This is a genomic window from Janibacter terrae (assembly GCF_039636765.1).
GTDB classification, from domain to species: domain Bacteria; phylum Actinomycetota; class Actinomycetes; order Actinomycetales; family Dermatophilaceae; genus Janibacter; species Janibacter terrae.
Genome location: NZ_CP144167.1, coordinates 121,925 through 147,850, shown reverse-complemented (window position 1 = coordinate 147,850; position 25,926 = coordinate 121,925). Strand labels below are relative to the sequence as shown.

Sequence of the window (25,926 nt, the reverse complement as noted above, 5' to 3'; positions counted from 1 at the left end):
ATCGCGTGCACGAAGGGTCGTCCTGGTGCACGAGGTGGTCAGATCTGCCACGAGATGCACCAGCACTACCTCTTGTGCTCACGGCTCTTCGTCCGCGCGGTCGCCGGAGCGGTCCACGGGTCCTCCGGCCACGGGTGCCTGGGGTAGCGGCCGCGCATCTCCGCACGCACCTGGGCGTACGGGCCGGACCAGAAGCTCGCGAGGTCGTCGGTCACGGCGAGCGGGCGCCGGGCCGGTGAGAGCAGGTGGAAGAGCACGGGCACGCGCCCGTCGACCAGCCGCGGCGTCTCGGCCAGCCCGAAGCACTCCTGCAGCTTGACCGCGAGCACCGGTGCGGCAGCGGCCTCGTCGTGCGGCGGCCAGGTGACGGCGGCGGTCGACCCGCTGGGGACGGCGAGGCGCTCGGGGGCGAGATCGTCCAGCCGGGCCGCCTCGGGCCAGGGCAGCAGCCGCCGGAGCGGGTCGGTCAGGTCGATCCGTCCGATCGGCGTCCCCCCGGCGATGCGGTGCAGCTCGGGACCGAGCCACTCCTCGATGCGGGACGTCAGGGCGTCGTCGGACACGTCCGGCCACGGGTCGCCGAGGTGGTGGTGCAGGGAGGAGAGGCGTCGTCGCAGCACATCGGCCGACGGGGACCAGGTGAGCAGGCCGAGACCCTGCGTGGTCAGGGCGCGCGCCACGGCCCGGGCGCCGGTCGCCGGGTCGGCGCGGACGGGGGTGGAGCTGAGCTCGATGGCCCCGATGGCGTCGACCTCGCGGGCGGTGACCCTCCCTTCGCCCAGGTCGGCGCGGACCTCGCGGACGCGTAGCCCTGCCCCGGCGGTCTCCGCCTCGTCGCGGGCGAGCCCGGCGGCGAGGCGGATGACGGCGCCGGTCCCTGCCGCGACCCGGCCGTCGGCGCGGGCCACGTCGGCGACGACGATCCACTCGTGATGACGAAGGGGGCTCCCCGCCGGCAGCGCGGCGCGCGTCCCGGAGGCGAGCAGGTAGGTCGGCCCGTCACCCACCCGGCGGGCGATGCGGCCGGGGTGGGCGAGCGCCGCGACGAGGCCGACGGGGTCGGACGTGGTCTCCCCGCCTCCGGAGGGGGCGAGACGGGTCAGCCGCTCGACCTCCCTCCGCCAGCGACCGGGCTCGCGGGCGCGCCCCGAGCGCAGCTCGGCGACGAGGCGGTCCAGGTCGCCGTCCTCGCTGCGCAGGTCGTCGGAGAGGGCGGCGACGACCTCGGCCGCAGCGGTCGTCCCCACGAGCCGGGCGCCGTCGAGCAGCGCCCGGGCCAGGCGCGGGTCGGCCGGGACGCGGGCCGCAGCCTCCCCGTCCGGCGTGATCCGGCCGTCGTCGTCGACGAGACCGAGGCCGCGCAGGGTGGCCTCGGCGGCGGTGATCGCGGTGGCCGGTGGGGGCGTGAGGAGCGGCAGGCCCTCCGCCCGGGGTGACCCCCATGCCGCGAGGGTGAGCGCGGGGCCGGTGAGGTCGGCCGTCGTGATCTGGGGCGTGACGTGCTCGGGCGCCCGCGACCACGCCGACGCCTCGATCAGCCGGACGGCGCGCCCCGGGCCGAGCCGCGCGGCCCGACCCGCGCGCTGGGTCATCGACGCCCGAGAGGCCTGCACCGTGACGAGGCCGGACATGTCACGGGCCGCGTCGCGACGGGGCTCGCGCGACAGGCACGCGTCGACGACGAGCCGCACGCCGGGGACGGTGAGCGAGGACTCGGCGAGGTCCGTGGAGACGATGATTCGCGACGAATCACCCTGACCCTCCCCAGTCGCCCGGTCCTGCTCGCGGGGGGCGAGACGACCGTGGAGGGGCAGGACCTCGGCCCCCGGGACGAGGCCGCGCACCTGCTCGACGACCCGGTCGACCTCGCGGACGCCCGGGACGAAGACGAGGGTGTCGCCCCCTTCGTCATGGTGGTGGGCGGTCGTCGCGGCGACGTGGTCGAGGAACTCCCGCGTCACCCCGCGCGCGTCGGTCCGGGGGCCGGTGGCGGGCGCCCACACGACGTCGAGCGGGTGGAGGGCGCCCTCGCTGACGACGACCGGGGCGTCGTCGAGCAGGCGGGCGATGGCCGGCGCGTCGAGGGTCGCCGACATCGCGACGAGCGGCAGCTCCCGCAGCTGACGGACCTCGGCGAGCATCCCGAGCAGCAGGTCGCCCTCGAGCCCTCGCTCGTGGACCTCGTCGAGGACGACCGCGGCGGTGCCGGTCAGCTCGGGGTCGGCGAGGAGCCTGCGGAGGAGGACGCCCGGCGTGACGAACTCGATCCTCGTGCCGGCCTGCACGTGGCGCTCGCCGCGGACGGTGTAGCCGACCAGCCCCCCGAGCGGTGTGCCGGTGAGGTGGGCGAGGCGTCGGGCGGCCGAGCGCACGGTCACCCGGCGCGGGCCGGTGACGACGACGCGACCGGTGACGTGGGTGGCGACGAGCGGCGGTGCGAGGGTGGTCTTGCCGGAGCCGGGTGGGGCCTGGACGACGGCGACCCCGCGCTCCTCGACCGCTGCGCGCAGGTCACCCAGCGCCTCGGCGAAGGGGAGCCCCGCACCGATGGCCGGCAGGTCGAGGTCGGTCATGCACCGAGCCTCGCACGAGCGGGGACGCGGAAGGGCCGGCCCCGGGGAGGGGGGCCGGACCTTCGCAGGGTGCGCTGGTCGGGTCAGGCGACCGTGGGCGCCTCGGTGGCGCGGCCGCGCAGGCCCAGGCCACCGAAGATCATCCCGAGGCCCACACCCATGGCCATCGTGGCGACACCGAAGGCGACGACCGAGGTGAAGAGGGAGGCCCGCAGGAAGGAGGCGGACATCGCGACCTCGCGCAGCGGGTCCTCACGGCCGAGCTCGGCGTAGGTCTTGCCCTCGGTCAGGGCCAGGGCGTGCTTGTCGATGATCTGGGCCTGGGCGTAGGCGGAGAACGGGCCGTTCACGTCGTCGCCGGCGAGGAAGGCGGCGTCGTCCGCGACGGTGATGTTGGCGTTGCTCAGCTCCTGGCTCGTCATCACGTACGTGCCTGCACCGGCGATGATGAAGACGGCGCCGAGGATCATCAGGAGGGTGCTCATGGTGCGGCTGCTGCGCATGGCGGAGTGCCTTTCTGGGTCGTTCGAGGGGTCCCGAGAAGGAGGTGTGGCAGGGAGCCTGCGGCGCGTCCATCGCGGAGGATGACACTTCAAATACTACTGGGTGTAGTACATGGCTGGCAAAGCGAGGGAGCTCCCCTTCGCGCTGCGGATCAGACGGTGGGAGGGACGCGGCCGGTCGGGCTCAGGCGCGTCGTCACGGAGCGAAGGGGGTGGGCCAGGCCAGCGCCCCCACCGGCACCCGCAGATCCTCGCACCGGCCGCGACCGTTCGTCTGCATTGCCCTAGGGGAATGCAGACCGGCGGTCATGGAGCGCGCGGGACGAAGGGGGATCAGGGCGCGGCGAGTCGGGTGACGATGCGCTGGACCGTGAGCCAGGTGCGGGTGGTGATGTCCTTGCCGTAGGTCCGGTCGAGCCAGCGCATGAAGTCCGGGGTCCGCCCCGGGTCCCCGTTGTCGATGACGGCCAGGAAGGCGCGCGCCTCCTCGTCGAAGCCGACGACCCGCACGAGCGGGTCCGGGTCGTCCGGGATCGTGCTCGGGGGCTCGTGCCCGTCCTTGAGGAAGGTCGCGACGAGGTAGGTCCCGCGGCCGTGCACCAGCCCGTCGAAGGGGTCGCGCGCCAGGAGCGCCTGCAGCTCGCCGAGCTCGCGGACGATCGTCCCGCCGCCGATGCCGAGGTCGTCGACGAGCGCCTGCTGGATCGTCCGCTCGAGCTCGGGCACGTCGGCCTGCTCGCTGCGGAAGAGGATGTTGCCGCTCGCCAGCACCGACTCTACGCGCGCGTGCCCGAGGCGCTCGACGACGGCGCGCAGCTGGGCGTTGGAGTTGTTGGGCAGCGAGGGGGCGATCCCGCGGAGCAGCGCGACGTAGCGCGTCATGGCCGCAGGTGGGAGGCGCCGTTGAGGTCGAGCGTCGCGCCGGACGCCCAGACCGCCTCCGGCGAGGCGAGCCAGAGCACCGCGGAGGCGACCTCCTCGGGACGACCGACACGACCGAAGGGGGAGCCCGCCCGGATCTCGTCCCCGGCCGGGGAGGCGAGTCGGTCCGCGACCCGTTCGGTCTCGACGAACCCGGGTGCGACGGTCGCGACCGCGATGTCGTGCGGCGCCAGGGCCACGGCGAGCGAGGCGTCCATCGCGTGCAGCGCGGCCTTGCTCGCGGCGTACGCGGGGAACTCGGGCTCGCCCTTGTGCACCCCCCGCGTCCCGATGGAGATCACCCGGCCCGGCAGCCCGAGCTCGACGAGCCGGGAGGTCATCGCGTGCGTGACGATCGCGGTGCCGAGCGTGTTGATGCGCAGGTAGGCCTCCCAACGCTGCCGCCAGGCCGCGGGGTCCGTCGTCGCGGGTGGGTGCGCGAGCCCGGCGTCGGTGGCGATGCCCGCGTTGTTGACGAGCACGGTGACCGGTCCGCCGAGAGCCTCCTCGGCCTGCGCCGGCAGCGCTCCCGCCTCGGCCGCGTCGCCGAGGTCCGCGACGAGCAGGGCGTGGCCGGTGCCCGGGAGGGAGGCGCGGGTGGCCTCCCCTTCGTCCACCGCGGAGCGCACGTGGACCGCGACCCGATCACCCTGCTCCGCGAAGGCCTGCGCCACCGCACGGCCGATGCCGCGGGAGGCTCCGGTGACGAGGACGTGGCGGCTCATGGCGGTACCCTACGACCCGCCCGGTCCCGCAGGAATGGGTCGCCGCGGGGCGGGTAGGGGAGCGGCAACCAGCGAGAGGAGTGCGCCATGAGCCAGCAAGCGGACGGCGGCGACGAGGGCGGTCAGGTCTCGGAGACGAGCAACCTGCGCGACACCGACGTGGACGAGGCCTACCAGCAGAGCGAAGGGGTCCCGCCGTCGGCCGACGCCCCGCAGGAGGACCAGTCGGCGAAGGAGGCCGAGGTCTCCCCCGAGCACGGCGACGTCGACGAGTCCGTCGACCACGGCGTGGGCAGGGACACCGAGTGAGCGCACCCCTGCCCGGGCCGCGCGGCCCGGTGAGCGAGCACGTGCTGGAGGTCCTGCAGGGCCGTCCGGCCGGCCCCGGTCCGGCGCCTGGCAGCGCCGGGGTGGACGTCTTGGGGGACGACGACGTGCAGCTGGCGCTGTGGTTGCTGCTCGAGCTGCACCACCGCGGTCTCGAGGGCGTCGACCCGGGCCTGGAAGGTGACCCCGAGGTCCTGCGGCTGCGGCGCGGTCTCGAGGACGCCCACCTGGCGGCCCTGCGGGAGCTCACCCGAGAGCGGCTCGCGCGCGTCGACGACGGTGCCGACCTCGCGGACCAGATCGCCGCCCTGCTCGCCGACGACGACGGGCCCTCGCTCGCGGACTTCCTGGCACGTCGGGCCGACGTCGACCAGGTCCACGAGTTCCTGCGGCAGCGCAGCATCTACCACCTGGCCGAGTCGGACCCGCACGCCTTCGTCGTGCCGCGGCTGGACGGGCCGGCCAAGGTCGCGCTCGCCGAGCTGCAGTACGACGAGTTCGGCGCCGGGCGCCCGGCGCGTCTGCACTCGCTGCTCTTCGCGCAGGCGCTGCAGGCCTGCGGCCTGGACCCCACCTACGGCGCGTACCTCGACGAGGCCCGCGCGAGCACCCTGGCCGTCAACACCACGATGCTCGTGCTCGGCCTCTCCCGGCGCTGGCGTGGGGCAGCGATGGGCCACCTCGCGGCCTTCGAGTCCACGAGCTCCGTGCCCTGCCGTCGCATCGCCGCCGGCGCCCGGCGCCTCGGCCTGCCCGACGAGGTCGAGGCGTACTACGACGAGCACGTGGAGGCGGACGCCGTGCACGAGCAGCTGGCCATCCGCAGCATCTGCGTGCCGCTCGTCGACGCGGAGCCGGAGCTGCGTGAGGACGTGCTCTTCGGCGTCGCGGCGTGCCTGGAGCTCGACGCGCTCGCGGCGCGCGAGCAGCTGGAGCTGTGGCGCGCCGGCAGCGTCGCCGAGGTCTCGGCGTGAGGCCCGCGCGGGCCGAGGTGTCCGTGGAGCGCTGCCCCGGCGGGCCGCTCCTCGTGCGGGGGGCCGAGGTCGTGCGGGATGCCTCCGGCGTCGAGCACGAGGTCACCCGGCCGGTCGTCGCCGTGTGCGCTTGCGGCATGAGTGGCCGGGCGCCGTGGTGCGACGGCACGCACAAGGTCGTCGCGGCGAAGCGAGGTCGCTGATGGCGCGCACCGCGTTCGCCTTCGCCGGGATGGATCTCGAGACGGACGAGCGGCTGCTCGAGCCCCGCGAGTGGACCCGGGCCCAGTCCGACTGGGCGTCGGAGCTGCTGCCGCACCTGCCCGAGGGCCCCGTCCTCGAGCTGTGCTCGGGAGCCGGCCACATCGGTCTTGCGGCGGTGCGCGGCTCCGCCCGGGTGCTCGTCGCCGTGGACCGCGAGGAGATCGCGGCGGAGACGATCCGGGCCAACGCCGGGCGCGTCGGCATGGCCGATCGCGTCGAGGTGCGCTGCGGCGACCTGTCCGAGGTGGTCGCCCCCGGTGAGGTCTACCCGCTCGTCGTCGCCGACCCTCCCTGGGTGCCGCACGCGTCGATCGGCACCTATCCCCAGGACCCACCCGGGGCCATCGACGGTGGTGCCGACGGGCTCGACATCGCCCGGCAGTGCGTCGAGGTCATCGCCGCGCACCTCCACGCCGACGGCGCGGCGCTGCTGCAGCTCGGCACCGCGGAGCAGGCCCACGCGATCGAGCTGCCCGACGGCCTCGTGCTCACCGAGGTGCGCGAGTACCCCCGAGGGGTCGTGGCGTGCCTGCGTCGTCCCGGGCCGCCGGCAGGATCATCGCGATGACGTCGGCGGCGTCGTCCGCGAGCCAGGACGGGCGGGTGGCGCCGACCTCGACCCACCCCCGGCGGCGGTAGTAGTCGACGGCCGCACCGCTGGAGACGACGTCGAGGCACGGCGCGAGCCCGCGCTCGTCGAGGTCTGCCAGGGCGGTGCGCATCAGCGCGGCCCCGACGCCGGTGCCGCGCGCGGCGCTGGAGGTGAAGTACACGCCGATCTCGCCGAGCCGCTCGGCGGGCAGGCCGTGGCCGTCGCTCCAGAGCCGGGCGAGCTCGGGCTCGTGGCCGTCGACGCGCACGGGGAGGACCGCGGCGTGGCCGACCGGTGCGCCGTCGACCTCCGCGGTCCAGGTTGAGAGCGTGCCGGACCGGGCGATGAAGTCCTCCGGCGGCATCGGCAGCGGTCGGCGGTGCGGGTAGCCGGACGCCGCCTGCTGCTCGACGAGCGCACGCCCGAGGGCTGGGAGGTCGTCGTCACGGCGGGGTCGGATCAGCACGGTCACGGGGGCCATTGTCACCGAGGGGACCGGCTCCGTGGGCCGGCGCCGACCGCCTCGGGACGGCATGATCGACGGCATGACCTCCAGCGACCCCGTCGACCTCCCCCACGTCGACGGGATGCGGCGGCGCAGCCGCGTCGTGCTCGTGGCACTCACGTGGGCGGTCCTGCTGGGGGCGAGCGCGGCGCTGGTCTTCCCCGGGCTCGATGCGGGGATCTTCAGCGTGAACCCGCTCGCCGTCGTGCTGATCGTCGTGTGGTTCGTCCTCATGGTCGCGTTGCTGCTGCAGGTGAGCCACCGGTGGCACCCCGTCGTGCTCGGCCTCTGCTTCCTCGCGCTCGTCGCCGCGCCCGGGTTCGTCTACCTGGGCGTGGTCGCCGGCTACGGGACCCTGGGCTCGGAGCGCACGAGCGCGACCGTCGTCGAGGCGCACCCTCGCGGCAACCAACCGCCGTCGGTCCTCTTCGAGCTCGAGGACGGGACCCGGGAGCGGGGGTACTCCACCGGGATGACTGATGGACCGTACCCGGGCTACGTCGTCCCGAGGGCGGGGTCCCGTGTCGCGGTGCTGAGGGACGACGCGGGTCTCCTGCCCCCGCGCCTGGCCGTGGGCGACACGTCGACGGACTCCACCGGGCGGGCCCTCGCCGCCCTGGTCCCCGGGGCGCTCGGGCTCCTCGTCCTCGGTGTCGCCACCGTCTCGGTGCTCACCCGTCGCGAGAGCTTCGTGACGAGGACGGCCCGCGAGAGCGAGGCCCGGCGACTGGCCGACCTGCATCCCGGGACGACGGGTCAGCGGCGCCGCCGCAGCGCGTAGCCCGCGGTCGCGACGAGCGTGAGCGGCCCGAAGAGCAGCATCGGGGCGTACGCGACGACCATGAGCACGAGGGCGCCGTCGTGCACCGTGCCCTCGTCGGCACGACGGCCGGCGAGCAGCCCGAGGGCCATCGAGATCGTGAAGAGGTAGGTCATCGCCAGACCGCCGAGGGCGCCGAGGGCGACCGGCACCGAGCGGTGGATCGCGACCCCGACGCAGCGTTCGCCCCACGGCCGCACGAGCCCCACGACGAGGACGCCGCACAGGACCTGGGTGATCGAGAGCCCGAGGACGTACCCGACCTCCCCCTCGTGCAGCCGGCGCAGCTCATCCGTGCCGGGCAGGGCGCCGCCGATCATCAGCAGCCGCCAGAGTGCGCTCGGCAGGCTCGCGAGCAGGGTGCCCCAGGCGGCGAGCACGGCCCAGTCCTGCGGTGGTCGCTCGGCCCAGCGGATCGTCGTCGGTGCAGTGGTTGCGGTCGTCGTCGCCATGCCCTCGACGCTCCTCACGGATGGCGGTGGTGACCACCCGGTGGGCCCTCCGTCGCGACGGCGGTCAACCCCCGGTCACCGACGCAGGATCTCCTTCGCCATCGACAACCCGGCCTCGCGCTCGGGCTGGATGATCCGGGCGACGCCGAGCCTGCGCAGGGCCTCGACGTGCTGCCGTGAGCCGGCCTTGGCCCAGACCTCGCGCACGCCCAGCTCGTTGAGCGCGGTGGCCGTCATCAGCGAGGCCGCGACATTGGTCATCCCGAGGACGACGAGGGTCTCCGCGCCGACGCCGAGCTGCCGCAGCGTCTCCTCGTCGCGTGCCTCCGCGATCGCGAGATCACGCAGCTCCTCGGCCAGGGAGGCGACGACACGCTCGTCGACGTCGACGCCGAGCACGTGCCTCCCTTCGTCCTCGAGCCGGAGGGCGAGCGCCGCGCCGAAGCGGCCGAGCCCGATGACGACGACGTCGTGCCTAGCCAATGAGGACCCTCTCCTCCGGCACCTCGTAGCGCCGGGGTCGGTTGCGCAGCGCCAGGGCGGCGCCGAGCGTGATCGGGCCGAGGCGCCCGAGGAACATGAGTCCGATGAGCACGAGCTGGCCCACCGGTGGGATGTCGGCCGTGATGCCGGTGGACATCCCGACCGTCGCGAAGGCCGAGATCACCTCGAAGAGCACGACGTCGAGCCTGAAGGGCGTGACGACGAGCAGCGCCGCCGTGCCGGCGACGACCAGGCCGACGCCGAGCAGCGCGACGGTGAGCGCCTGGCGGATGTTGTCCTGCGGTACGCGTCGCCGCAGCACGCGCACGGTCGGCTCTCCCCGCAGCTCGGCCCAGATGACGAAGCCGAGCAGGGCGAAGGTCGTGATCTTGATGCCGCCCGCGGTGCCCGCGCTCCCGCCACCGACGAACATCAGGCCGTCGAGGAGGAGCAGGCTCTCCTGGTGCAGCGCACCGACATCGACGCTGTTGAACCCGGCGGTGCGGGCGACGACCGACTGGAACCCGGCGCTGAGGACCTTGCCGCCCGTGCCCATCGGCCCGAGCGTGTCGGCGTTGTCCCACTCAAAGCCCGCGAGGAGCGCCGTGCCGACGAGCCACAGGACCACGGAGCCCCAGATCGTGATCGTCGCCTGCGTCGTCCACCGTCGAGATCGGCGACCTCGGTGCTTGAGGATCTCCCACCAGACGGGGAACCCGAGACCGCCGATCATCACCGACAGCATCAGCGGGAGGCACATCCACGGGTCCTGCGCCCAGGAGACGGCACTGTCGGGGTGCAGGCCGAAGCCGGCGTTGTTGAAGGCCGAGACCGCGTGGAAGACCCCCGAGTAGAGCGCCGTCGCCCAGTCCTCGTGGTACGCGATGCGCAGCCGGACGGCGAGGGCCGCCGCGGTGGCCACCTCGACCGTGAGCGTGAACCGCAGGACGCCGACGAGCACCTGGGCCGGGCTGCGGTCGGACATGGAGCGCGCCTCCGCGCCGGTGAGGACGGTGGCGGGAGCGCTCAGCCGACGACCGATGAGCATGACGAGCAGCGTGGCGGCGGACATCACCCCGAGACCCCCGAGCTGGATGAGCGCGAGGACGACGATCTCACCGAAGGTCGACCAGTGCGTCGCCGTGTCGACCGTGACCAGACCGGTGACGCAGGTCGCGGAGGTCGCGGTGAAGAGCGCGGTGAGCGGGTCGGTGGCCTCGCGGGACTGCGAGGCGAAGGGGGTCATCAGGACCAACGTGCCGACGGCGATCGTCACGGCGAAGCCGAGCATGACCGTCCGGGCGGGGTTCGCCACCAGACGGTTGAGCAGGTGAGTGTTGGTCGCGGCCTGGCCCACGGGCGGACACGCTACTCCCTCGTGCGGCAGGATGGTCCGACCGCCATGGAAGGGGCCGACAATGACTCCCACCCACGCCGACGTCGTGGACCTCGAGCGCTACCCGATCCACGAGCTCGGGTCGGCGGATGGGCAGGACCTGGTGCGGCGCTGCCGGGCCGAGCTCGACGCCGCGGGCGTGTGCAACCTGCCCGGCTTCATCCGGCCCGAGGCCGTCGCCCGAATGGTCGAGGTCGCGGAGCAGGTCGCGGACGAGGCCTGGGCCACGGACCGTCCCCACACCGTGTACTTCACCGAGCCGGACGAGACGCTCGACCCGGGTCACCCCCTTCGCCGGCAGGTCCGCTCGGCCAAGCACGGCTACGCCTACGACCGCATCCCCGCGGAGGCGCCGGTGCGGCGCCTCTACGAGTCGGACGAGCTCACGGACTTCATCGCCGCCGTCCTCGGCAAGGACGCGCTGTACCGCTCCGCCGACCCGCTCGACGCCTTCCAGGTCACGGCCTTCCACCCGGGCGAGGAGCTCGGGTGGCACTTCGACAACTCCGAGTTCTCGGTCACGGTCATGTACCAGCCGGCCGAGCGCGGAGGCGAGTTCGTCTACGTGCCGGGGCTGCGCAGCGAGGACGACGACAGCCACGACGGCGTGCGGCGCGTCCTCGACGGGGACGAAGGTGGCCTCCAGGTGCTGCCCGCCGCGCCGGGGTCGCTCGCCTTCTTCCGCGGGGAGCACGCGCTGCACCGCGTCACCCCCGTCGAGGGCAGCCGTCCGAGGATCAACTCGGTCCTCACCTACGGCGTACGTCCCGACATGCGCCTGTCCGACCTGACCTCCGAGATCTTCTACGGACGGACCTCGCGCTGAGCGCCGCAGGGCAGACTGGGGCGATGCGACGATTCGAGGAGCTCGCCTGGAGCGAGACGCCCCGCGGCGAGATCAGCCTGCGACGTCGGGTCGAGCCGACGCTCGAGGTCGACGTCTACGAGGTCAAGCTCGGCGACGAGTTCCTCATGTCGAGCCTCTTCACGGCCGCCGAGATCGAGCTCGCCCGGCTCGGTCTGGCGCAGGCGAAGGGGGAGCACCTCGACGTCGTCGTCGGCGGCCTGGGGCTCGGGTGCACCGCCCGCGCCGCGCTCGAGGACGAGCGGGTGCGCTCGATGATCGTCGTCGACGCCATGCCGGAGGTCATCGACTGGCACGAGCGCGAGCTGCTGCCCGACGCCGCTGCGCTGGTCCGGGACCCGCGCACCCGGCTGCAGCTGGCCAACTTCTTCGAGCTCGCGGCGTCCGACGCGGGCTTCGACGTCGAGACGCCGGGCAGGACCTTCGACGTGGTGCTGCTCGACATCGACCACACGCCGCACCACCTGCTCCACCCCGACCACGCCCCCTTCTACACGGAGGACGGGCTGCGCCGCCTGAAGCGTCACCTGCGTCCCGACGGGGTCTTCGCGCTCTGGTCCGACGACCCGCCGGACGACGGGTTCTGCGCGCTGCTCGAGCGGGTCTTCGACCGGGTCCGGGCGCACGTCGTGGACTTCGACAACTTCCTCACGGGCGGCACGTCGAGCAACACGGTGTACGTCGCGGTCTGATGGGCGAGGTGCGTCCGGGCGAGGATGGTCGCGAGGCCTGGACCGGTCGAGTCAGCCGTAGTGGTACCGGCAGGCGGCGATACGGATCTCGTCGTCGACGACCTTGTAGACGAGCCGATGCTCATCGGTGATGCGACGAGACCAGTACCCGGCGAAGTCGTGCTTGAGTGCCTCAGGTTTGCCGATGCCGTCGTTGCCATTGCGCTGGATGTCCGTCAGCAAGGTGTTGATGCGCTTGAGGACCTTGCGGTCCTGGCGTTGCCACCACACGTAGTCCTCCCACGCATGCTCGTCCCAGACGAGGAGCAACTCACTCCTCGATGAGCTCGTGGGGCCCGCCCCGACCGCTCTCGAGACGCTCCATGGCATCGAGCAGCCGGCGCGCGTTGCGGGGCGATCGCATGAGGTACGCCGTCTCGCGGAGGGACTCGTAGTCGTCCAGGGAGACGATCACGACGGGGTCATGCCCGGCGCGCGTGATGACGACCTCCTCGCGGTCGTTGACGACCCCGTCAAGGACCTCTGCGTAGCGCGCCCGGGACTCCGTGTAGCTCATGGTCTTCATGGTGACCTCCTGTACAGATAAGCGTACGTCTGGGCCTTCAGGGTGGCAAGAGCGGGGCCGAGTCCACCCTTCGATGCCAAACTCGGTGGATGAGCGATGAGCTGAGCACGGAGTGGATCGACAAGCGGGTTCGCGGCCGGCTGGGTGACGTCGTCCTCGTCGAGTCCCGGGACCCCCTCCTCGTGTGGCAGCCGGGTTTCCCGCCGGTCTACGGCTTCGCCTCCGACGAGATCGCGCAGGGGGTCCTGCGACCGGCAGCGGACCGCGACGCCGGCTACCCGGGCGAGTGGTTCTTCGGTCCGCACGCACGGGTCGACGACTGGGTCGACGTCGTCGCAGGCGACGAGGTCGTCCCGCGCGGCGCGTGGCGGCTCGCCGACCTGCCGGACCGGGTCGTCCTCACGTGGGAGCCCGACCGCCTGTCGTGGACCGAGGAGGACGAGAGCGTCGGCCTGCACCCACGCGACCCGCACAAGCGGGTGGAGACCCTGCGCAGCTCCCGGCACGTCGAGGTGAGCGTGGGCGACCAGGTGCTCGCGGTGAGCGACGCGCCCGTGCTCCTGCTCGAGACCGACCTGCCGACGCGGTACTACCTCCCGCGCGAGGACGTGCGGCTGGACCTGCTCGTCGCGACCGACACCACCTCGGCGTGCCCCTACAAGGGCACGGCGGACGGGTACTGGACGTGGCCGGGCCCGCCCGAGCTCGCCGACATCGCCTGGTCCTACTCCTCCCCCCTGCGAGCCGTCGAAGCGGTCCAGGGGCGGGTCTGCTTCTACAACGAGCTCGTCGACCTGCGCGTCGACGGGGTCCTGCTCGAGCGGCCCGAGTCGCCCTTCAGCAGGAGCGAGCAGCGCCCGGGCGCCGGGTGAGCGCCGGGTGAGCGCTGGGTGAGCGCTGGGTGAAGGGCGGGAATGAACCCCCTTCGTCCGTAGTTGAGCGAGGTGAACTCAACTTTTGGGCGCCGGATTTGCGCAGGTCGCGGACCGGCTCCTAGGTTGAGCAGCAGCAACTCAACTTGCGTCGGGGAGACCACCTCGACCACCCGAACAAAGGAGCGCCCCATGGCCCGTGCCGTTGGCATCGACCTCGGAACCACCAACTCTGCCGTCGCCGTCCTCGAGGGTGGCGAGCCCACGATCATCCCGAACGCCGAGGGTGGCCGCACCACCCCGTCCGTCGTCGCCTTCTCCAAGGGCGGCGAGGTCCTCGTCGGCGACATCGCCAAGCGTCAGGCGGTGACCAACGCCGACCGCACCATCCGCTCGGTCAAGCGCCACATGGGCACCGACTGGACGACCGACGACATCGACGGCAAGAAGTACACCGCTCAGGAGATCAGCGCTCGTACGCTGCAGAAGCTCAAGCGCGACGCCGAGGCCTACCTCGGTGAGGACGTCACCGACGCGGTCATCACCGTCCCCGCCTACTTCGACGACGCCGAGCGCCAGGCCACCAAGGAGGCCGGCGAGATCGCGGGCCTCAACGTCCTGCGCATCGTCAACGAGCCGACGGCGGCCGCCCTGGCCTATGGCCTCGACAAGGGCAAGGAGGACGAGCTCATCCTCGTCTTCGACCTCGGTGGCGGCACCTTCGACGTCTCCCTGCTCGAGGTCGGCAAGGACCCCGAGGACGGCTTCTCCACCATCCAGGTCCGCGCGACCTCCGGTGACAACCAGCTCGGTGGCGACGACTGGGACGAGCGCATCGTCGATCACCTCCTGACCCAGGTGAAGAACAACACCGGCGTCGACCTCTCCGGCGACAAGATCGCCATGCAGCGTCTGCGCGACGCCGCCGAGCAGGCGAAGAAGGAGCTCTCCTCCTCCTCGACCACGTCGATCAACCTGCAGTACCTGTCCATGGGCGAGAACGGCCCCATCCACCTCGACGAGTCGCTCTCGCGTGCGAACTTCGAGCAGATGACCAAGGACCTGCTCGACCGGACCAAGACCCCCTTCGAGAACGTCATCAAGGACGCGGGCGTCCAGGTCTCCGACATCGACCACGTGGTCCTCGTCGGTGGCTCCACCCGCATGCCGGCCGTCAGCTCGCTCGTCAAGGAGCTGACCGGGGGCAAGGAGCCCAACAAGGGCGTCAACCCGGACGAGGTCGTCGCGCTCGGCGCGGCCCTGCAGGCCGGTGTCCTCAAGGGCGAGCGCAAGGACGTCCTGCTCATCGACGTCACGCCGCTCTCCCTCGGCATCGAGACCAAGGGTGGCCTCTTCACCAAGCTCATCGAGCGCAACACCGCCATCCCGACGAAGCGCTCCGAGGTCTTCTCCACCGCCGAGGACAACCAGTCCTCCGTGCTGATCCAGGTCTTCCAGGGTGAGCGCGAGATCGCGCAGCAGAACAAGAACCTCGGCACCTTCGAGCTCTCCGGCATCGCGCCGGCGCCGCGCGGCGTGCCGCAGATCGAGGTCACCTTCGACATCGACGCCAACGGCATCGTCCACGTGACGGCCAAGGACCGGGGCACCGGCCAGGAGCAGAAGATCACCATCTCCGGCGGCTCTGCGCTGTCGAAGGAGGAGATCGAGCGCATGGTCAAGGAGGCCGAGGCGCACGCCGACGAGGACAAGGCCCGGCGCGAGGAGACCGAGGCCCGCAACAACGCGGAAAACCTCGTCTACTCCACCGAGAAGTTCCTCTCCGAGTCCAGCGACAAGCTGACCGACGAGCAGCGCAAGCCCGTCGACGACGCGCTCGCCGACCTCAAGGAGGCCCTCAAGCCGGAGTCCGGCGTGAGCGTCGAGGAGCTGGCCAAGAAGGTCGACACCCTCAACGAGGAGTCGCAGAAGATGGGCGCCGCCCTCTACGCGGCCTCCGCGGAGCAGGGCGAGGGCGCGGCCCCCGGCGGCGACGCCGGCGCCGAGCAGCCCGCTCCCGAGGGTGACGACGACATCGTCGACGCCGAGGTCGTCGACGACGACGAGGAGCAGAAGTGACCGACCCCAACCAGCCGATCGAGCCCGAGGTGACCGCCGACGCGGCGAACCCGGAGGCCGAGGAGCAGGTCGTCGAGGCCGAGGTGGTCGACGAGGACGCGGCCGACGCTGCGCCCAAGTCGGCCACCCCGGCCGACGGGGCCACCGCCCCGGGCGAAGGGGAGGCCACCGGAGACGCCGAGGTCCACCCCGACACGGCCCGCGCCGACCAGCTCCAGGACGACTACCTGCGCCTCCAGGCCGAGTACGTCAACTACAAGCGTCGCGTCGACCGGGACCTCCCGGTGCACAAGGAGCGCGCCGTCCACGACCTGCTCGAGTCGCTCCTGCCGGTCCTCGACGAGATCCACCTCGCCGAGCAGCACGGCGACCTGCCGGAGGGCTCCCCCTTCCGCGCGATCGCCGACAAGCTCGAGCAGGTCCTCACCAAGCAGGGTCTGGAGCGCGTGGGCGTCAAGGGCGAGGCCTTCGACCCCAACGTGCACGAGGCCCTCATGCACGGCGCGTGGGACGCCTCCGACCCGGAGCTGCCGAGCGACGCGACGGCCACGACGGTCGTCACCGTGCTCCAGCCCGGCTACCGCGCCGGCGAGCGCGTCCTGCGCGCCGCCCGCGTCGCGGTCGCCGACCCGCAGTAACCACCACCGAGAGGAGGAGACATGGCCAGTCAGGACTGGTTGGACAAGGACTTCTACGCGGTCCTGGGTGTCGCCAAGGACGCTGATACCGCCGAGATCAAGAAGGCCTACCGCAAGCTCGCCAAGCAGTACCACCCCGACCGCAATGCCGGGGACGACGCCGCCGAGCAGAAGTTCAAGGACGTCGGCGAGGCGCACGCCGTGCTCTCCGACCCGGAGCAGCGTCGTGAGTACGACGCCATCCGCTCGATGGCCGGCGGCGGTGCGCGATTCACCGCCGGTGGCCCGGGTGGGGGCGCAGGCTTCGAGGACATCTTCTCCGCCTTCGGCGGGGGAGGGGGCGGCTCGCGGGTGCGTTACAGCACCGGCGGCGGCTCCCCCTTCGCCGGGGGTGGGGCGGGCGAGCCCGACCTCGAGGACATCCTGTCGATGTTCGGCGGGGGCGGCGGCGCCGGCTTCGGCGAGCAGGGCGCGGGCTTCCGCGCCCCGCGGGGCCCGGTCAAGGGCCAGGACCTCACCGCCCGCACCGAGCTGTCCTTCCGCGACGCGGTCGAGGGGCGCACCATCGCCCTGACCGTCAACGGCGAGAAGGTCAACGCCAGGATCCCTGCCGGCGTCAAGGACGGCCAGAAGATCCGTCTGCGCGGCAAGGGAGGTCACGGCGACCAGGGCGGGCCCCGCGGTGACCTCATCCTCACCGTGTCGGTGGGCAAGCACCCGGTCTACGGCCGCGACGGCGACAACCTGACCCTCGACCTGCCGGTGACCTTCGCCGAGGCCGCCCTCGGTGCCACGGTCGCCGTGCCGACCCTCGACGGGTCGCAGGTCAAGGTCAGGATCGCGCCGGGGACCCCGAGCGGCCGCGTCCTGCGGCTCAAGGGACGCGGCATCGCGACGAAGAAGGCCACCGGCGATCTGCTCGCCAAGGTCCAGATCATCGTGCCGACCGAGCTCAGCGAGGCCGAGCGCGAGGCGGTCGAGGTCCTGCGCGATGCCCGCACCGACGACCCGCGTGCCGCGCTGTTCGCCGCCGCGAGCGCCTGACCGCGACGCACTGGTGACGCACCGATGACGAAGGGAGGTGGGCACATTGCACGGATCCGCCATGAGTGGTGACGACCGCACGCCCGTCTACGCCATCTCCGTTGCCGCCGAGCTCGCCGGCATGCACGCGCAGACGCTGCGCCAGTACGACCGGATCGGGCTCGTCACGCCCTCGCGCACCCGGGGTGGCGGCCGACGCTACAGCGCCGCCGACGTCACCCGGGTGCGCGAGGTGCAGCGCCTCTCCCAGGAGGAGGGCGTCTCGCTCGCGGCGATCCAGCGCATCTTCGACCTCGAGCACCAGGTCGAGGTGCTGCGCGCCCGGGTCGACGAGCTCGACGACGAGCTCGACGCCGCGCGCGAGCAGCTCGGCGAGGGGCGGCGCTTCTTCGCCGTCGGCTCGCAGGGCGACATCGTCGTGCTGCGCCGCGGCCAGCGGCCGCGACCCCGCAGCGGCGGGCAGGCGCTCGTCGTGCGGCAGGTGGGCTGACCCTCCCTTCGCGCCGTCACACCCGCTCGAGCAGGTCGCCCCACTCCCGCAACCGTCGCTCGACGGCGGCCTGCTCCGCGGCCAGCCGCTTCATCCCGTCACTCGGGTGGATCGGCTCGGGCCACTTCGGGCGGGTCGTGTCCCCTTCGTACTCGCCCCGCAGCCGCCGCCGCACGAGCGGGACGACCTCGTCGCGGACGAACTCCGCCTCGACGCGCACGGAGTGCCGCCACCCGGGCTGGTCGCCGGTCACGAGGTCGCTGAGCTTGAGCGTGTGGGGCACGCCGAGGGCCTCCGCGACGACGGCCGCCATCCGCTTGTGGCCCGGCCGGGCCATGTGTATCCGGTCGAGCGACCACAGGGCCTTGTCGTCGTACTCGCGCAGCAGGTCGTGGTCGACGAGCGTGGCGTCGTGGGTCGACGCGAGGTCGCGGATCGCGGCGTTGAAGGCGTGCACCCGCTTGGTGAGCGGCTTGAGCAGCCCCGTCGCCTGCGGCACGAAGGTCGTGAAGACGATGACCTCGGCACCCGACCCGACGAGCCGCACGAGGGCCCGCTCGTAGCGCTCCGCGATGGCGGTGACGTCCGCGCGCAGGGACAGCAGGTCGTTGCCCCCGGCGCAGAAGGAGATGTGCGTGGGCCGCAGCGCGAGGGCCGCGTCCAGCTGGTCGTCGACGACCTGGTCGAGGAACTTGCTGCGGATCGCGAGGTTGGCATAGCGCCACGTCGGGTCCGCCCGCCCGAGCTGCCGCGCGAGTCGGTCGGCCCACCCGCGCACCTGGTTGGGGTAGTGGAGGTTGGGGTCACCCACGCCCTCGGTGAAGGAGTCGCCGACGGCGACGAAGAGCCCGCTCATGTCCTTCGTCATGCTGGTGGCGGCCTGCCCACGGATCAAGGGGGCGGGGGCTCCCTTCGCCGTCCCGCCGCCGGGAGTTCACCCGCAGGACGAAGGGAGGGCCGTGGCCGTTGTCGGAGGGCGCTGGCAGGCTGTGCTCCATGCCACTTCCCCAGGACGCCGCCTCGGTCTTCGATCGCAAGAACACCCCGCTCATGCGTCTCGTCGACGCCGCCGACCCGCAGGCGCTCGCGGGCCCGAGCCCGTGCGCCGGCTGGTCGGGGCTCGACGTCGTGCAGCACCTCATCGACACCCAGCGTGACTTCCTGCTCAAGGCGGGCGCCGACCTGCCTGACCCGGCGCCGACGGTCGCTGCGCTCGGGCCGGCCACCGCGTGGCGTACCCACGCCGAGGGCGTCGCCCGGCAGCTCGCCGACGACACCCTGGCCGAGCGGCCCTACGAGACGCCCTTCGGCTCGACGACGGTGGGCGCCGCCTTCGACCGCTTCTACGGCTTCGACCTGCTCGTCCACCGCTGGGACATCGGTGCGGCCGCGGGCGTCCCGGTCGAGCTGAGCGACCGTGAGCTCGACCAGGTCGAGGAGGCGCTGGCCGGATTCGGCGACGCCGTGCGGAGCGAGGGCGTCTGCGGCCCGGCCGTCGAGGTCGGCCCCGATGCCAGCCGCCAGGAGCGGGTCATCGCCTTCACCGGTCGCGACCCGCGCGCCTGACTGGCCCTCGCCGCGTGGGCGGCGGCCTGGCGGCGTTGATGTCACCTGGTCCCCCGGAGAGGGGCAACCAGGTGACACCAACGACGCCGGGTGGCACCAACGCTGCCGGGGTCAGGCGAGCGCTTCGCCCACCCCGGTGAGCAGCCGGTCGACGTCGGAGTCATCGGTGTAGGGCGCGACACCGACGCGGATCCCGACGTCGACGTCGAGTCCGAGCGCCCGGAAGGGCTCGTGCGCGTAGAAGGTCCCGGCCGGCGCGAGCACGTCCGCCGCGGCGAGCTTCGCGGAGACCGCGCGGGCATCACCGCCCGGCAGGGTGAAGAAGAGCGTCGGGGTGCGGTCGGCGGCCCGCGAGTGGAGCACGACCCGGTCGCCGAGGTCGGCGAGCGCGGCCTCGATCCGCTGCCGCAGGCGTAGCTCGTGAGCGTGGACGAGATCGTGCGCCGCCGCCAGCCGCTCCCGGCGCGACGGGCCCTGCGGGGCCAGCGACGCGATGAAGTCGACCGCCGCTGTGGCGCCCGCCATGATCTCGTAGGGCAGCGTCCCCAGCTCGAAGCGCTCCGGCACCGCATCGGTCGACGGCAGCAGCTTGTCGGGCCGAAGGCCGTGCAGGAGAGTCGGATCCGCCGCCAGCGCCGCGCAGTGCGGGCCGAAGAACTTGTACGGCGAGCACACGTAGAGGTCGGCGCCGAGCGCTGCGACGTCGATGTGCGCGTGCGCCGTCAGGTGCACACCGTCGACGTGCACGAGCGCCCCGACCGCGTGGGCTCGCTCGGCGATCCGGGCCACGGGCGGACGGCTGCCGAGCAGGTTGGACGCACCGGTCACCGCGACGAGTCGGGTGCGCTCGGTGACGACCTCGTCGAGGTCGGTCAGGTCCAACTCGGCCGTCGAGGGGTCGAGCCGCAGCCACCGCACGCTCGCCCCGACGGCCTCGGCGGCCTGGACCCACGGCCGCACGTTGCAGTCGTGGTCGAGCTCGGTGACGACGACCTCGTCACCCGGGCCCCACCCCTTCGCCAGAGTCCGGGAGATGTCGTAGGTGAGCTGGGTGGCGCTGCGGCCGTAGACGATCCCGTCGGGGGAGGCCCCGAGCAGGTCGGCCATCGCGGAGCGGAAGTCGGCGATGGCCGCCTCGGCGTTGCGCTCGCTCGCCACCGACGAGCCGCGGTTGGACAGCGGCCCGGTGAGCGTCGCAGCGATCGCCTCACCGACCTCGGCCGGGGTCTGGGTGCCGCCCGGCCCGTCGAAGTGGGCGATGCCGGAGCGAAGGGAGGGGAAGCGGGCGCGGAGTGCGGCGACGTCGACGGACATGTCGTGATCATGCCCACCGACGTCGCCGCCGGGGAAGGGGGTCAGCTCACCGCGGCCGCGAGTCGGGCCAGCGAGTCCTCGAGCTGCGACTCCTTGACGAGCGGGAAGCCGACCTTGTCCAGCAGGGCCTGGTCGGTGACGCCGCTCCAGTCGTAGGTGTGGGTGACGATGGTGCTGTCCGAGCCCTGCGGCTCCAGCTCCCACAGCCACTCCCAGCCGGGCGGCTCGGTGCCGGCGGGGGCGGTCTTCCAGCCGACCATCTTGTTCGGGTCGAAGGCGGTGACGTGGTTGTCGGTCTGGTAGTCGCCACCCATGTGGTCGCCGGACATGTTCATCCGGAACACGTCGCCGACGGCCTGGATCCGGTCGGTCTTCTCGTCCGATCGGACGAAGCCGGACCCGTCGAGCTCTGCGTGCCGCTCGGGGTTGGTCAGCACCTCGAAGACGTCCTTGGCGGGCGCGTCGATGGTGCGCTGGACGGTGATCCTCTGCTCCTGTGCCATGCCCTCGACGACACCACGCGAAGCCGGTCGGTGTCCACCCCTGGCGGCGTGTCAGGCTGGAGCCATGTCCGAGCACCTGATGGTCTTCCCCGACCGTGACGACGCCGAGCGCATCGCCGACGACCTGCGCGACGAGGGCTTCACCGAGGTCCGCGTCGTCCGTGAGGCCCTCGCGGGTGAGGACGACGGCGAGGACCACGAGTGGGCCGTGCACGTGCGCGAGGAGATGGTCGGCGACGACGGTGGCGCGGTGGCCCACGGGCTGCGCGAGCGCTTCGCGGCGCTGGCCGAGGAGTTCGACGGGTGGTACGACCCGGAGCCGGCGACCGGCGCGTGACCCGACCTGCGTGAGCAGGGTCGTCACCCGGCGAGTTTGCGTCCCGGGGCCATCTTCGTGTCACGATATGATGACGAACTCCCCACGGATGGCGCCCGATCGTCCACGGGTCCCGGACGTCGGAGGTAGGACCAGTTGGTACCTGAGAGCGAGACCGGGCACAGCCGTGCCTTGGGGGAACGCGCCCGCATCTCGCGGCGCAAGGCGCTGCAGGCCCGCAGGTACTACACCCTGACGGCCGCGAGCACGCTCGTCCCCGGCCTCGGCCTGATCCGCACCCGGCGGCGCACCGGCATCGCGATCCTCACCGGCTTCGTCATCGCCCTCCTGGCCGCGCTCGGCTGGATGCTGACGAAGGGGGTGACCTCCTCGGTCATCAGCGTCGGGGTGAGCCGTCGCGCCCTGATGGTGCTCATCCCGCTCGTCGTCGTCGGCGCTCTCGTGTGGATCTGGGGGATCATCACCACCGCTCGCGACAACCTGCCGGAGGGCACGCGGGGGCGATCCAAGGTGGCGATGGTCGTCTTCGCCGCGTTCGCCTCGATCCTGGTCTTCGCGCCGGCCGCGCAGTCGGTCCGGTACGCCGTCATCCAGCGCTCCGTCATCGGCACGGTCTTCGAGAAGTTCCGCCCGGACGGCGCGGCCGCTCCCGTCGAGGGCGAGGACCCGTGGGCCGGCACCGAGCGGGTCAACATCATGCTCGTCGGGTCCGACGCCGGCCAGGACCGCGACGGCATCCGTCCGGACTCGGTCATGGTCGCGAGCGTGGACACCCAGACCGGCGAGACCGTCCTCTTCGGCATCCCCCGCAACCTGCAGAACATCCCCTTCTCCCCGGACAACCCGCTGTCGAAGCAGTACCCGGAGGGGTTCAACTGCGGCGACGAGTGCCTCATGGAGTACGTCTGGACCCTGGGCCGCGACAACGCCGCGCTCTTCCCCGGCGACCCCAACCCGGGGCTGACGGCGACCAAGGACGCGGCCTCGCAGGTCCTCGGGCTCGACATCGACTACACGACCGTCATCAACCTCGAGGGCTTCACGCAGCTCGTCGACGCGATGGGCGGCGTCGAGATCGACGTCAAGGAGCGGGTGTGCATCGGCTGCCACATCGATCCCGGTGGCAACGTCGTGGGCACGACGGGCTACATCGAGCCGGGCATCCAGCGCCTCGACGGCTACCGGGCCCTGTGGTACTCGCGCTCCCGCGCGGAGTCCGCCGACGGTGACTTCTCCCGGATGCGGCGCCAGCGCTGCATGGTGGGTGCGCTGCTCAACCAGGTCAACCCGACCTCGATGCTCGTGCGCTACCCGGCGCTGGCCAAGACCCTGCGCGACAACGTCAAGGTCGACATCCCGCAGCAGGACCTCTCGGCCTGGGCCGAGCTCGTCCTGCGCATCCAGGAGGGGGGCTCGATCAAGTCGCTGCCGCTCACCAACCAGAACATCGACGTCAACAAGCCCGACTACGCCAAGATCCACGCGATGGTCGACGAGGCGATCAATCCCCCGCCCCCTGCCCCCAAGACGTCGACCCCGAAGAAGACCCCCAGCTCGACCAGCACCACCGAGCCGTCCTCCTCCTCGACGACGACGACCGAGTCCGACGAGCTGAGCGACATCACCGCCACCTGCTGACCCTCGAGACTCTGCATTGCCCTACGGCAATGCAGAGTCTCGACGTCAAGTCTGTGAGGGCCGCTCTCGTGCGGGGTGGCTCTGGCCGAAGGGGAGCACGCGGCGGAAGGGGGTCGGTACAGAGTTGAGCGGAATAGACTCAAGTCTGGGAAGGTTGATCGAAGAAGAGACCACCGCCAGACGTAGAGGAGACCCCATGGACTTCCAGCCCACCACCAAGGTGGCCGAGGCGCTCGCCTTGGCCCAGCGTTCTGCCCAGACCCAGGGGCACCCCGAGGTCACGCCCGACCACCTCGTCAGCGCCCTCGTGCAGCTCGACACACCGCAGTGCGACACCCTCCTGCAGGCCGCCGGGACCGGCGCCGGGCACGTCCTCGCGCAGGCCGATGCGGCCGTGCGCTCGTTGCCGACCACGAGCGGTGCGGCGGCCTCCCCGACGCTCGGGCGCAGCCTGCTCGCTGTGCTCCAGCAGGCCGACACCCTCATGCGGGCGAAGGGGGACACGCACCTCGCCCTCGACCTGCTCCTGCTCGCGCTCGCCGAGACGGGCCACCTCGCGGCCGTCGAGTCCCGCGGCGCCCGCGACATGGAGGCGAAGATCGACGAGCTGCGCGCCGGGCGCAAGGTGACGTCCGAGACGCCCGCCGAGGGCGGCGAGTCGCTCGAGCAGTACGGCACCGACCTGACCCAGGCCGCCCGCGACGGCAAGCTCGACCCGGTCATCGGGCGGGACGCCGAGATCCGCCGCGTCGTCCAGGTGCTCTCCCGCCGGACGAAGAACAACCCCGTGCTCATCGGCGAGCCCGGCGTCGGCAAGACCGCCGTCGTCGAGGGCCTGGCCCAGCGCATCGTCGACGGTGACGTGCCCGAGTCGCTGCGCGACAAGCGGCTCGTCAGCCTCGACCTCGGCGCGATGGTCGCCGGCGCGAAGTACCGCGGCGAGTTCGAGGAGCGGCTCAAGGCCGTGCTCGAGGAGATCAAGGCCAGCGACGGGCAGATCGTCACCTTCATCGACGAGCTGCACACCGTCGTCGGTGCGGGCGCGTCCGGTGACGGCGCCATGGATGCGGGCAACATGCTCAAGCCGATGCTCGCCCGCGGCGAGCTGCGACTCGTCGGCGCGACGACGCTCGACGAGTTCCGCGAGCACATCGAAAAGGACCCGGCCCTGGAGCGGCGCTTCCAGCAGGTCTTCGTCGGTGAGCCGAGCGTCGAGGACACCATCGCGATCCTGCGCGGGCTCAAGGAGCGCTACGAGGCGCACCACAAGGTCGAGATCGAGGACGCCGCGCTCGTCGCGGCGGCCACGCTGTCGGACCGCTACATCACCGGCCGGCAGCTGCCCGACAAGGCGATCGACCTCGTCGACGAGGCGGCCTCGCGGCTGCGCATGGAGATCGACTCCAGCCCGGTCGAGATCGACGAGCTCTCCCGCGCCGTCGACCGGCTGAAGATGGAGGAGCTGCACCTCGCCCGGGAGAGCGACGACGCGTCGAAGGAGCGCCTGGAGCGGCTGCGCCAGGACCTCGCCGACAAGAGCGAGGAGCTCGCCGGGCTCACCGCGCGGTGGGAGGCGGAGAAGACCGGCCTCAACGCCGTCGGTGACCTCAAGGCGCGGCTCGACGACCTGCGCACCCAGGCCGACCGGCTGCAGCGCGAGGGTGACTACGAGGGGGCGTCGCGCCTGATGTACGGCGACATCCCCGCGCTGGAGGCCGAGCTCGCGCAGGCCAGCGAGGCCGAGGCCAACCGCGACGACGACCTCATGGTCAAGGAGCGCGTCGGGGCCGACGACATCGCCGAGGTCATCTCCGCCTGGACCGGCATCCCGGCCGGGCGCCTGCTCCAGGGCGAGACGGAGAAGCTGCTGAGCATGGAGTCGATCATCGGCTCACGCCTCATCGGCCAGACCGCGGCCGTGCGGGCGGTCTCCGACGCGGTGCGCCGCTCGCGGGCCGGCATCGCCGACCCGAACCGGCCGACCGGCTCCTTCCTCTTCCTCGGCCCGACCGGTGTCGGCAAGACGGAGCTGGCCAAGTCGCTCGCGGACTTCCTCTTCGACGACGAGCGCGCGATGGTGCGCATCGACATGTCGGAGTACGCCGAGCGGCACGCGGTCGCGCGCCTGATCGGCGCCCCTCCCGGCTACGTCGGGTACGAGGAGGGCGGCCAGCTCACCGAGGCCGTGCGGCGCCGTCCGTACTCCGTCGTGCTCCTCGACGAGGTGGAGAAGGCGCACCCCGAGACCTTCGACATCCTGCTGCAGGTGCTCGACGACGGCCGCCTGACCGACGGCCAGGGCCGCACGGTCGACTTCCGCAACGTCATCCTCGTGATGACCTCCAACCTCGGCAGCCAGTTCCTCACGGACCCGCTCATCGAGCAGGAGGCGCGACGCGAGTCGGTCATGGGCCTCGTGCGGCAGTCCTTCAAGCCGGAGTTCCTCAACCGGCTCGACGAGATCGTCATCTTCGACGCGCTGACCCGTGACGAGCTCGGCCACATCGTCGAGCTGCAGGTGCGTGAGCTCACCACCCGCCTGGCCGACCGGCGGATCGGGCTCGAGGTCACCCCGGCCGCGCGCGAGTGGCTCGCCGAGACCGGGTACGACCCCGCCTACGGCGCCCGACCGCTGCGTCGCCTGGTGCAGAAGGAGATCGGTGACCGGCTGGCCACCGCCCTGCTCGCCGGTGACGTGCGCGACGGCTCGACCGTCGTCGTGGACGTCGATGACGAAGGGGGGCGGCTCTCCCTTCGCTGAGGGCCGAACCGCCGGCACGGTCGACGA

General features: G+C 72.4%; 29 protein-coding genes. 16 read left to right on the top strand and 13 right to left on the bottom strand.

Translation table 11 applies throughout. The features are described 5' to 3' along the window. Positions 1-65: 65 nt before the first annotated feature. From hrpB to V3C34_RS00740, 4 genes are all read right to left on the bottom strand, one after another. A complete protein-coding gene (gene hrpB, locus V3C34_RS00755) occupies positions 66-2,573 on the bottom strand; it encodes an ATP-dependent helicase HrpB (protein WP_346007794.1) in 2,508 nt (835 codons plus the stop codon). Positions 2,574-2,656: 83 nt separating this feature from the next. After that, positions 2,657-3,058: an aromatic ring-opening dioxygenase LigA gene (locus V3C34_RS00750; protein ID WP_255218341.1), complete on the bottom strand. Its 402-nt coding sequence runs from the start codon at positions 3,056-3,058 to the stop codon at positions 2,657-2,659. Positions 3,059-3,409: 351 nt separating this feature from the next. Further along, positions 3,410-3,958: a DUF1697 domain-containing protein gene (locus tag V3C34_RS00745; RefSeq protein WP_068424092.1), complete on the bottom strand. Its 549-nt coding sequence runs from the start codon at positions 3,956-3,958 to the stop codon at positions 3,410-3,412. Next, entirely contained in the window at positions 3,955-4,722 is a 768-nt protein-coding gene (locus V3C34_RS00740) for an SDR family NAD(P)-dependent oxidoreductase (protein ID WP_068424094.1), read from the bottom strand. The genes V3C34_RS00745 and V3C34_RS00740 overlap by 4 nt, the downstream gene beginning before the upstream one ends. Positions 4,723-4,809: 87 nt before the next feature. On the opposite strand from V3C34_RS00740, the gene V3C34_RS00735 reads away from it, so the two are divergent. From V3C34_RS00735 to V3C34_RS00720, 4 genes are read left to right on the top strand one after another with little or no spacing between them, the layout of a single operon-like run. Then, positions 4,810-5,031, top strand: a complete 222-nt coding sequence (locus V3C34_RS00735; protein ID WP_068328521.1) for a hypothetical protein — start codon at positions 4,810-4,812, stop codon at positions 5,029-5,031. Continuing rightward, positions 5,028-6,023 carry an iron-containing redox enzyme family protein gene (locus tag V3C34_RS00730; RefSeq protein WP_338537407.1) on the top strand — a complete coding sequence of 332 codons (996 nt, stop codon included), beginning with the start codon at positions 5,028-5,030 and terminating at the stop codon, positions 6,021-6,023. The genes V3C34_RS00735 and V3C34_RS00730 overlap by 4 nt, the downstream gene beginning before the upstream one ends. Then, a complete protein-coding gene (locus tag V3C34_RS00725) occupies positions 6,020-6,226 on the top strand; it encodes a CDGSH iron-sulfur domain-containing protein (RefSeq protein WP_068424098.1) in 207 nt (68 codons plus the stop codon). Before V3C34_RS00730 ends, V3C34_RS00725 begins: the two co-directional genes overlap by 4 nt. After that, on the top strand, positions 6,226-6,855 hold the full coding sequence (locus V3C34_RS00720; protein ID WP_346007793.1) for a class I SAM-dependent methyltransferase: 630 nt from the start codon (positions 6,226-6,228) through the stop codon (positions 6,853-6,855). Before V3C34_RS00725 ends, V3C34_RS00720 begins: the two co-directional genes overlap by 1 nt. On the opposite strand, the gene V3C34_RS00715 is transcribed toward V3C34_RS00720, so the two are convergent. Further along, the gene (locus tag V3C34_RS00715; protein WP_170307560.1) at positions 6,776-7,351 is read right to left on the bottom strand and encodes a GNAT family N-acetyltransferase; all 576 of its coding nucleotides are present in this window, start codon (positions 7,349-7,351) and stop codon (positions 6,776-6,778) included. The genes V3C34_RS00720 and V3C34_RS00715 overlap by 80 nt on opposite strands. Positions 7,352-7,424: 73 nt before the next feature. On the opposite strand from V3C34_RS00715, the gene V3C34_RS00710 reads away from it, so the two are divergent. Then, entirely contained in the window at positions 7,425-8,165 is a 741-nt protein-coding gene (locus tag V3C34_RS00710) for a hypothetical protein (RefSeq protein WP_346007792.1), read from the top strand. Here V3C34_RS00710 and V3C34_RS00705 read toward each other — a convergent pair. The 3 genes from V3C34_RS00705 to V3C34_RS00695 form a co-directional block, all read right to left on the bottom strand. Beyond that, positions 8,141-8,656, bottom strand: a complete 516-nt coding sequence (locus tag V3C34_RS00705) for a hypothetical protein (RefSeq protein ID WP_346007791.1) — start codon at positions 8,654-8,656, stop codon at positions 8,141-8,143. The two genes, V3C34_RS00710 and V3C34_RS00705, sit on opposite strands and share 25 nt — an antisense overlap. Before the next feature lie 75 nt (positions 8,657-8,731). Next, entirely contained in the window at positions 8,732-9,139 is a 408-nt protein-coding gene (locus V3C34_RS00700) for a potassium channel family protein (protein WP_068424108.1), read from the bottom strand. Then, positions 9,132-10,496, bottom strand: coding sequence for a TrkH family potassium uptake protein (locus V3C34_RS00695; RefSeq protein ID WP_211596814.1), 1,365 nt, complete (start codon positions 10,494-10,496; stop codon positions 9,132-9,134). Before V3C34_RS00695 ends, V3C34_RS00700 begins: the two co-directional genes overlap by 8 nt. A gap of 61 nt (positions 10,497-10,557) precedes the next feature. Between V3C34_RS00695 and V3C34_RS00690 the strand changes: the two genes are divergently transcribed. Next, entirely contained in the window at positions 10,558-11,361 is an 804-nt protein-coding gene (locus tag V3C34_RS00690; protein WP_346007790.1) for a HalD/BesD family halogenase, read from the top strand. A gap of 23 nt (positions 11,362-11,384) precedes the next feature. Further along, on the top strand, positions 11,385-12,092 hold the full coding sequence (locus V3C34_RS00685; RefSeq protein WP_346007789.1) for a spermidine synthase: 708 nt from the start codon (positions 11,385-11,387) through the stop codon (positions 12,090-12,092). Positions 12,093-12,143: 51 nt separating this feature from the next. Here V3C34_RS00685 and V3C34_RS00680 read toward each other — a convergent pair whose 3' ends face one another. Together V3C34_RS00680 and V3C34_RS00675 are read right to left on the bottom strand one after the other, a co-directional pair. Further along, complete coding sequence (locus tag V3C34_RS00680; protein ID WP_068328544.1) at positions 12,144-12,401, bottom strand: Txe/YoeB family addiction module toxin; 258 nt, start codon at positions 12,399-12,401, stop codon at positions 12,144-12,146. Between the two features lies 1 nt (position 12,402). Next, positions 12,403-12,657, bottom strand: coding sequence for a type II toxin-antitoxin system Phd/YefM family antitoxin (locus tag V3C34_RS00675; protein WP_068328548.1), 255 nt, complete (start codon positions 12,655-12,657; stop codon positions 12,403-12,405). A gap of 89 nt (positions 12,658-12,746) precedes the next feature. On the opposite strand from V3C34_RS00675, the gene V3C34_RS00670 reads away from it, so the two are divergent. From V3C34_RS00670 to V3C34_RS00650, 5 genes are all read left to right on the top strand, one after another. Further along, entirely contained in the window at positions 12,747-13,529 is a 783-nt protein-coding gene (locus tag V3C34_RS00670) for a DUF427 domain-containing protein (RefSeq protein ID WP_346007788.1), read from the top strand. Positions 13,530-13,721: 192 nt separating this feature from the next. After that, positions 13,722-15,608, top strand: a complete 1,887-nt coding sequence (dnaK, locus tag V3C34_RS00665) for a molecular chaperone DnaK (protein WP_346007787.1) — start codon at positions 13,722-13,724, stop codon at positions 15,606-15,608. Continuing rightward, a complete protein-coding gene (locus tag V3C34_RS00660) occupies positions 15,605-16,246 on the top strand; it encodes a nucleotide exchange factor GrpE (RefSeq protein ID WP_068424116.1) in 642 nt (213 codons plus the stop codon). Before dnaK ends, V3C34_RS00660 begins: the two co-directional genes overlap by 4 nt. A gap of 21 nt (positions 16,247-16,267) precedes the next feature. Beyond that, a complete protein-coding gene (locus V3C34_RS00655; RefSeq protein WP_068328563.1) occupies positions 16,268-17,290 on the top strand; it encodes a DnaJ C-terminal domain-containing protein in 1,023 nt (340 codons plus the stop codon). A 61-nt stretch (positions 17,291-17,351) separates the two neighbouring features. Next, positions 17,352-17,780, top strand: coding sequence for a heat shock protein transcriptional repressor HspR (locus tag V3C34_RS00650; RefSeq protein WP_346007786.1), 429 nt, complete (start codon positions 17,352-17,354; stop codon positions 17,778-17,780). A gap of 16 nt (positions 17,781-17,796) precedes the next feature. Here the strand turns inward: V3C34_RS00650 and V3C34_RS00645 are convergent, their stop codons facing one another. Beyond that, positions 17,797-18,675 carry a GDSL-type esterase/lipase family protein gene (locus V3C34_RS00645; protein ID WP_068424120.1) on the bottom strand — a complete coding sequence of 293 codons (879 nt, stop codon included), beginning with the start codon at positions 18,673-18,675 and terminating at the stop codon, positions 17,797-17,799. A 101-nt stretch (positions 18,676-18,776) separates the two neighbouring features. On the opposite strand from V3C34_RS00645, the gene V3C34_RS00640 reads away from it, so the two are divergent. Continuing rightward, complete coding sequence (locus V3C34_RS00640) at positions 18,777-19,346, top strand: TIGR03086 family metal-binding protein (RefSeq protein WP_068424122.1); 570 nt, start codon at positions 18,777-18,779, stop codon at positions 19,344-19,346. A gap of 111 nt (positions 19,347-19,457) precedes the next feature. On the opposite strand, the gene V3C34_RS00635 is transcribed toward V3C34_RS00640, so the two are convergent. Both V3C34_RS00635 and V3C34_RS00630 read right to left on the bottom strand, forming a co-directional pair. Beyond that, on the bottom strand, positions 19,458-20,660 hold the full coding sequence (locus tag V3C34_RS00635) for a cysteine desulfurase-like protein (protein ID WP_068424124.1): 1,203 nt from the start codon (positions 20,658-20,660) through the stop codon (positions 19,458-19,460). A gap of 41 nt (positions 20,661-20,701) precedes the next feature. After that, on the bottom strand, positions 20,702-21,163 hold the full coding sequence (locus V3C34_RS00630; protein ID WP_068424126.1) for an SRPBCC family protein: 462 nt from the start codon (positions 21,161-21,163) through the stop codon (positions 20,702-20,704). A 64-nt stretch (positions 21,164-21,227) separates the two neighbouring features. On the opposite strand from V3C34_RS00630, the gene V3C34_RS00625 reads away from it, so the two are divergent. From V3C34_RS00625 to clpB, 3 genes are all read left to right on the top strand, one after another. After that, on the top strand, positions 21,228-21,500 hold the full coding sequence (locus V3C34_RS00625; RefSeq protein ID WP_068328589.1) for a ribonuclease E inhibitor RraB: 273 nt from the start codon (positions 21,228-21,230) through the stop codon (positions 21,498-21,500). A 171-nt stretch (positions 21,501-21,671) separates the two neighbouring features. Beyond that, positions 21,672-23,138 carry an LCP family protein gene (locus tag V3C34_RS00620; protein WP_346007785.1) on the top strand — a complete coding sequence of 489 codons (1,467 nt, stop codon included), beginning with the start codon at positions 21,672-21,674 and terminating at the stop codon, positions 23,136-23,138. A 196-nt stretch (positions 23,139-23,334) separates the two neighbouring features. Beyond that, positions 23,335-25,899 (top strand): ATP-dependent chaperone ClpB, encoded by a 2,565-nt coding sequence (gene clpB, locus V3C34_RS00615; RefSeq protein WP_346007784.1) that lies wholly within the window; start codon positions 23,335-23,337, stop codon positions 25,897-25,899. Positions 25,900-25,926 lie beyond the last annotated feature (27 nt).

Bases quoted from the DNA above. Each gene is read 5' to 3' on its own strand.
- V3C34_RS00735 (WP_068328521.1), top strand. From the start codon at position 4,810: ATGAGCCAGCAAGCGGACGGCGGCGACGAGGGCGGTCAGGTCTCGGAG.
- V3C34_RS00690 (WP_346007790.1), top strand. From the start codon at position 10,558: ATGACTCCCACCCACGCCGACGTCGTGGACCTCGAGCGCTACCCGATC.
- V3C34_RS00635 (WP_068424124.1), bottom strand. From the start codon at position 20,660: ATGTCCGTCGACGTCGCCGCACTCCGCGCCCGCTTCCCCTCCCTTCGC.
- V3C34_RS00745 (WP_068424092.1), bottom strand. From the start codon at position 3,958: ATGACGCGCTACGTCGCGCTGCTCCGCGGGATCGCCCCCTCGCTGCCC.
- V3C34_RS00740 (WP_068424094.1), bottom strand. From the start codon at position 4,722: ATGAGCCGCCACGTCCTCGTCACCGGAGCCTCCCGCGGCATCGGCCGT.
- V3C34_RS00750 (WP_255218341.1), bottom strand. From the start codon at position 3,058: ATGAGCACCCTCCTGATGATCCTCGGCGCCGTCTTCATCATCGCCGGT.
- V3C34_RS00685 (WP_346007789.1), top strand. From the start codon at position 11,385: ATGCGACGATTCGAGGAGCTCGCCTGGAGCGAGACGCCCCGCGGCGAG.
- V3C34_RS00720 (WP_346007793.1), top strand. From the start codon at position 6,226: ATGGCGCGCACCGCGTTCGCCTTCGCCGGGATGGATCTCGAGACGGAC.
- clpB (WP_346007784.1), top strand. From the start codon at position 23,335: ATGGACTTCCAGCCCACCACCAAGGTGGCCGAGGCGCTCGCCTTGGCC.
- dnaK (WP_346007787.1), top strand. From the start codon at position 13,722: ATGGCCCGTGCCGTTGGCATCGACCTCGGAACCACCAACTCTGCCGTC.
- V3C34_RS00650 (WP_346007786.1), top strand. From the start codon at position 17,352: ATGAGTGGTGACGACCGCACGCCCGTCTACGCCATCTCCGTTGCCGCC.
- V3C34_RS00705 (WP_346007791.1), bottom strand. From the start codon at position 8,656: ATGGCGACGACGACCGCAACCACTGCACCGACGACGATCCGCTGGGCC.
- V3C34_RS00640 (WP_068424122.1), top strand. From the start codon at position 18,777: ATGCCACTTCCCCAGGACGCCGCCTCGGTCTTCGATCGCAAGAACACC.
- V3C34_RS00670 (WP_346007788.1), top strand. From the start codon at position 12,747: ATGAGCGATGAGCTGAGCACGGAGTGGATCGACAAGCGGGTTCGCGGC.
- hrpB (WP_346007794.1), bottom strand. From the start codon at position 2,573: ATGACCGACCTCGACCTGCCGGCCATCGGTGCGGGGCTCCCCTTCGCC.
- V3C34_RS00710 (WP_346007792.1), top strand. From the start codon at position 7,425: ATGACCTCCAGCGACCCCGTCGACCTCCCCCACGTCGACGGGATGCGG.
- V3C34_RS00625 (WP_068328589.1), top strand. From the start codon at position 21,228: ATGTCCGAGCACCTGATGGTCTTCCCCGACCGTGACGACGCCGAGCGC.
- V3C34_RS00630 (WP_068424126.1), bottom strand. From the start codon at position 21,163: ATGGCACAGGAGCAGAGGATCACCGTCCAGCGCACCATCGACGCGCCC.
- V3C34_RS00655 (WP_068328563.1), top strand. From the start codon at position 16,268: ATGGCCAGTCAGGACTGGTTGGACAAGGACTTCTACGCGGTCCTGGGT.
- V3C34_RS00675 (WP_068328548.1), bottom strand. From the start codon at position 12,657: ATGAAGACCATGAGCTACACGGAGTCCCGGGCGCGCTACGCAGAGGTC.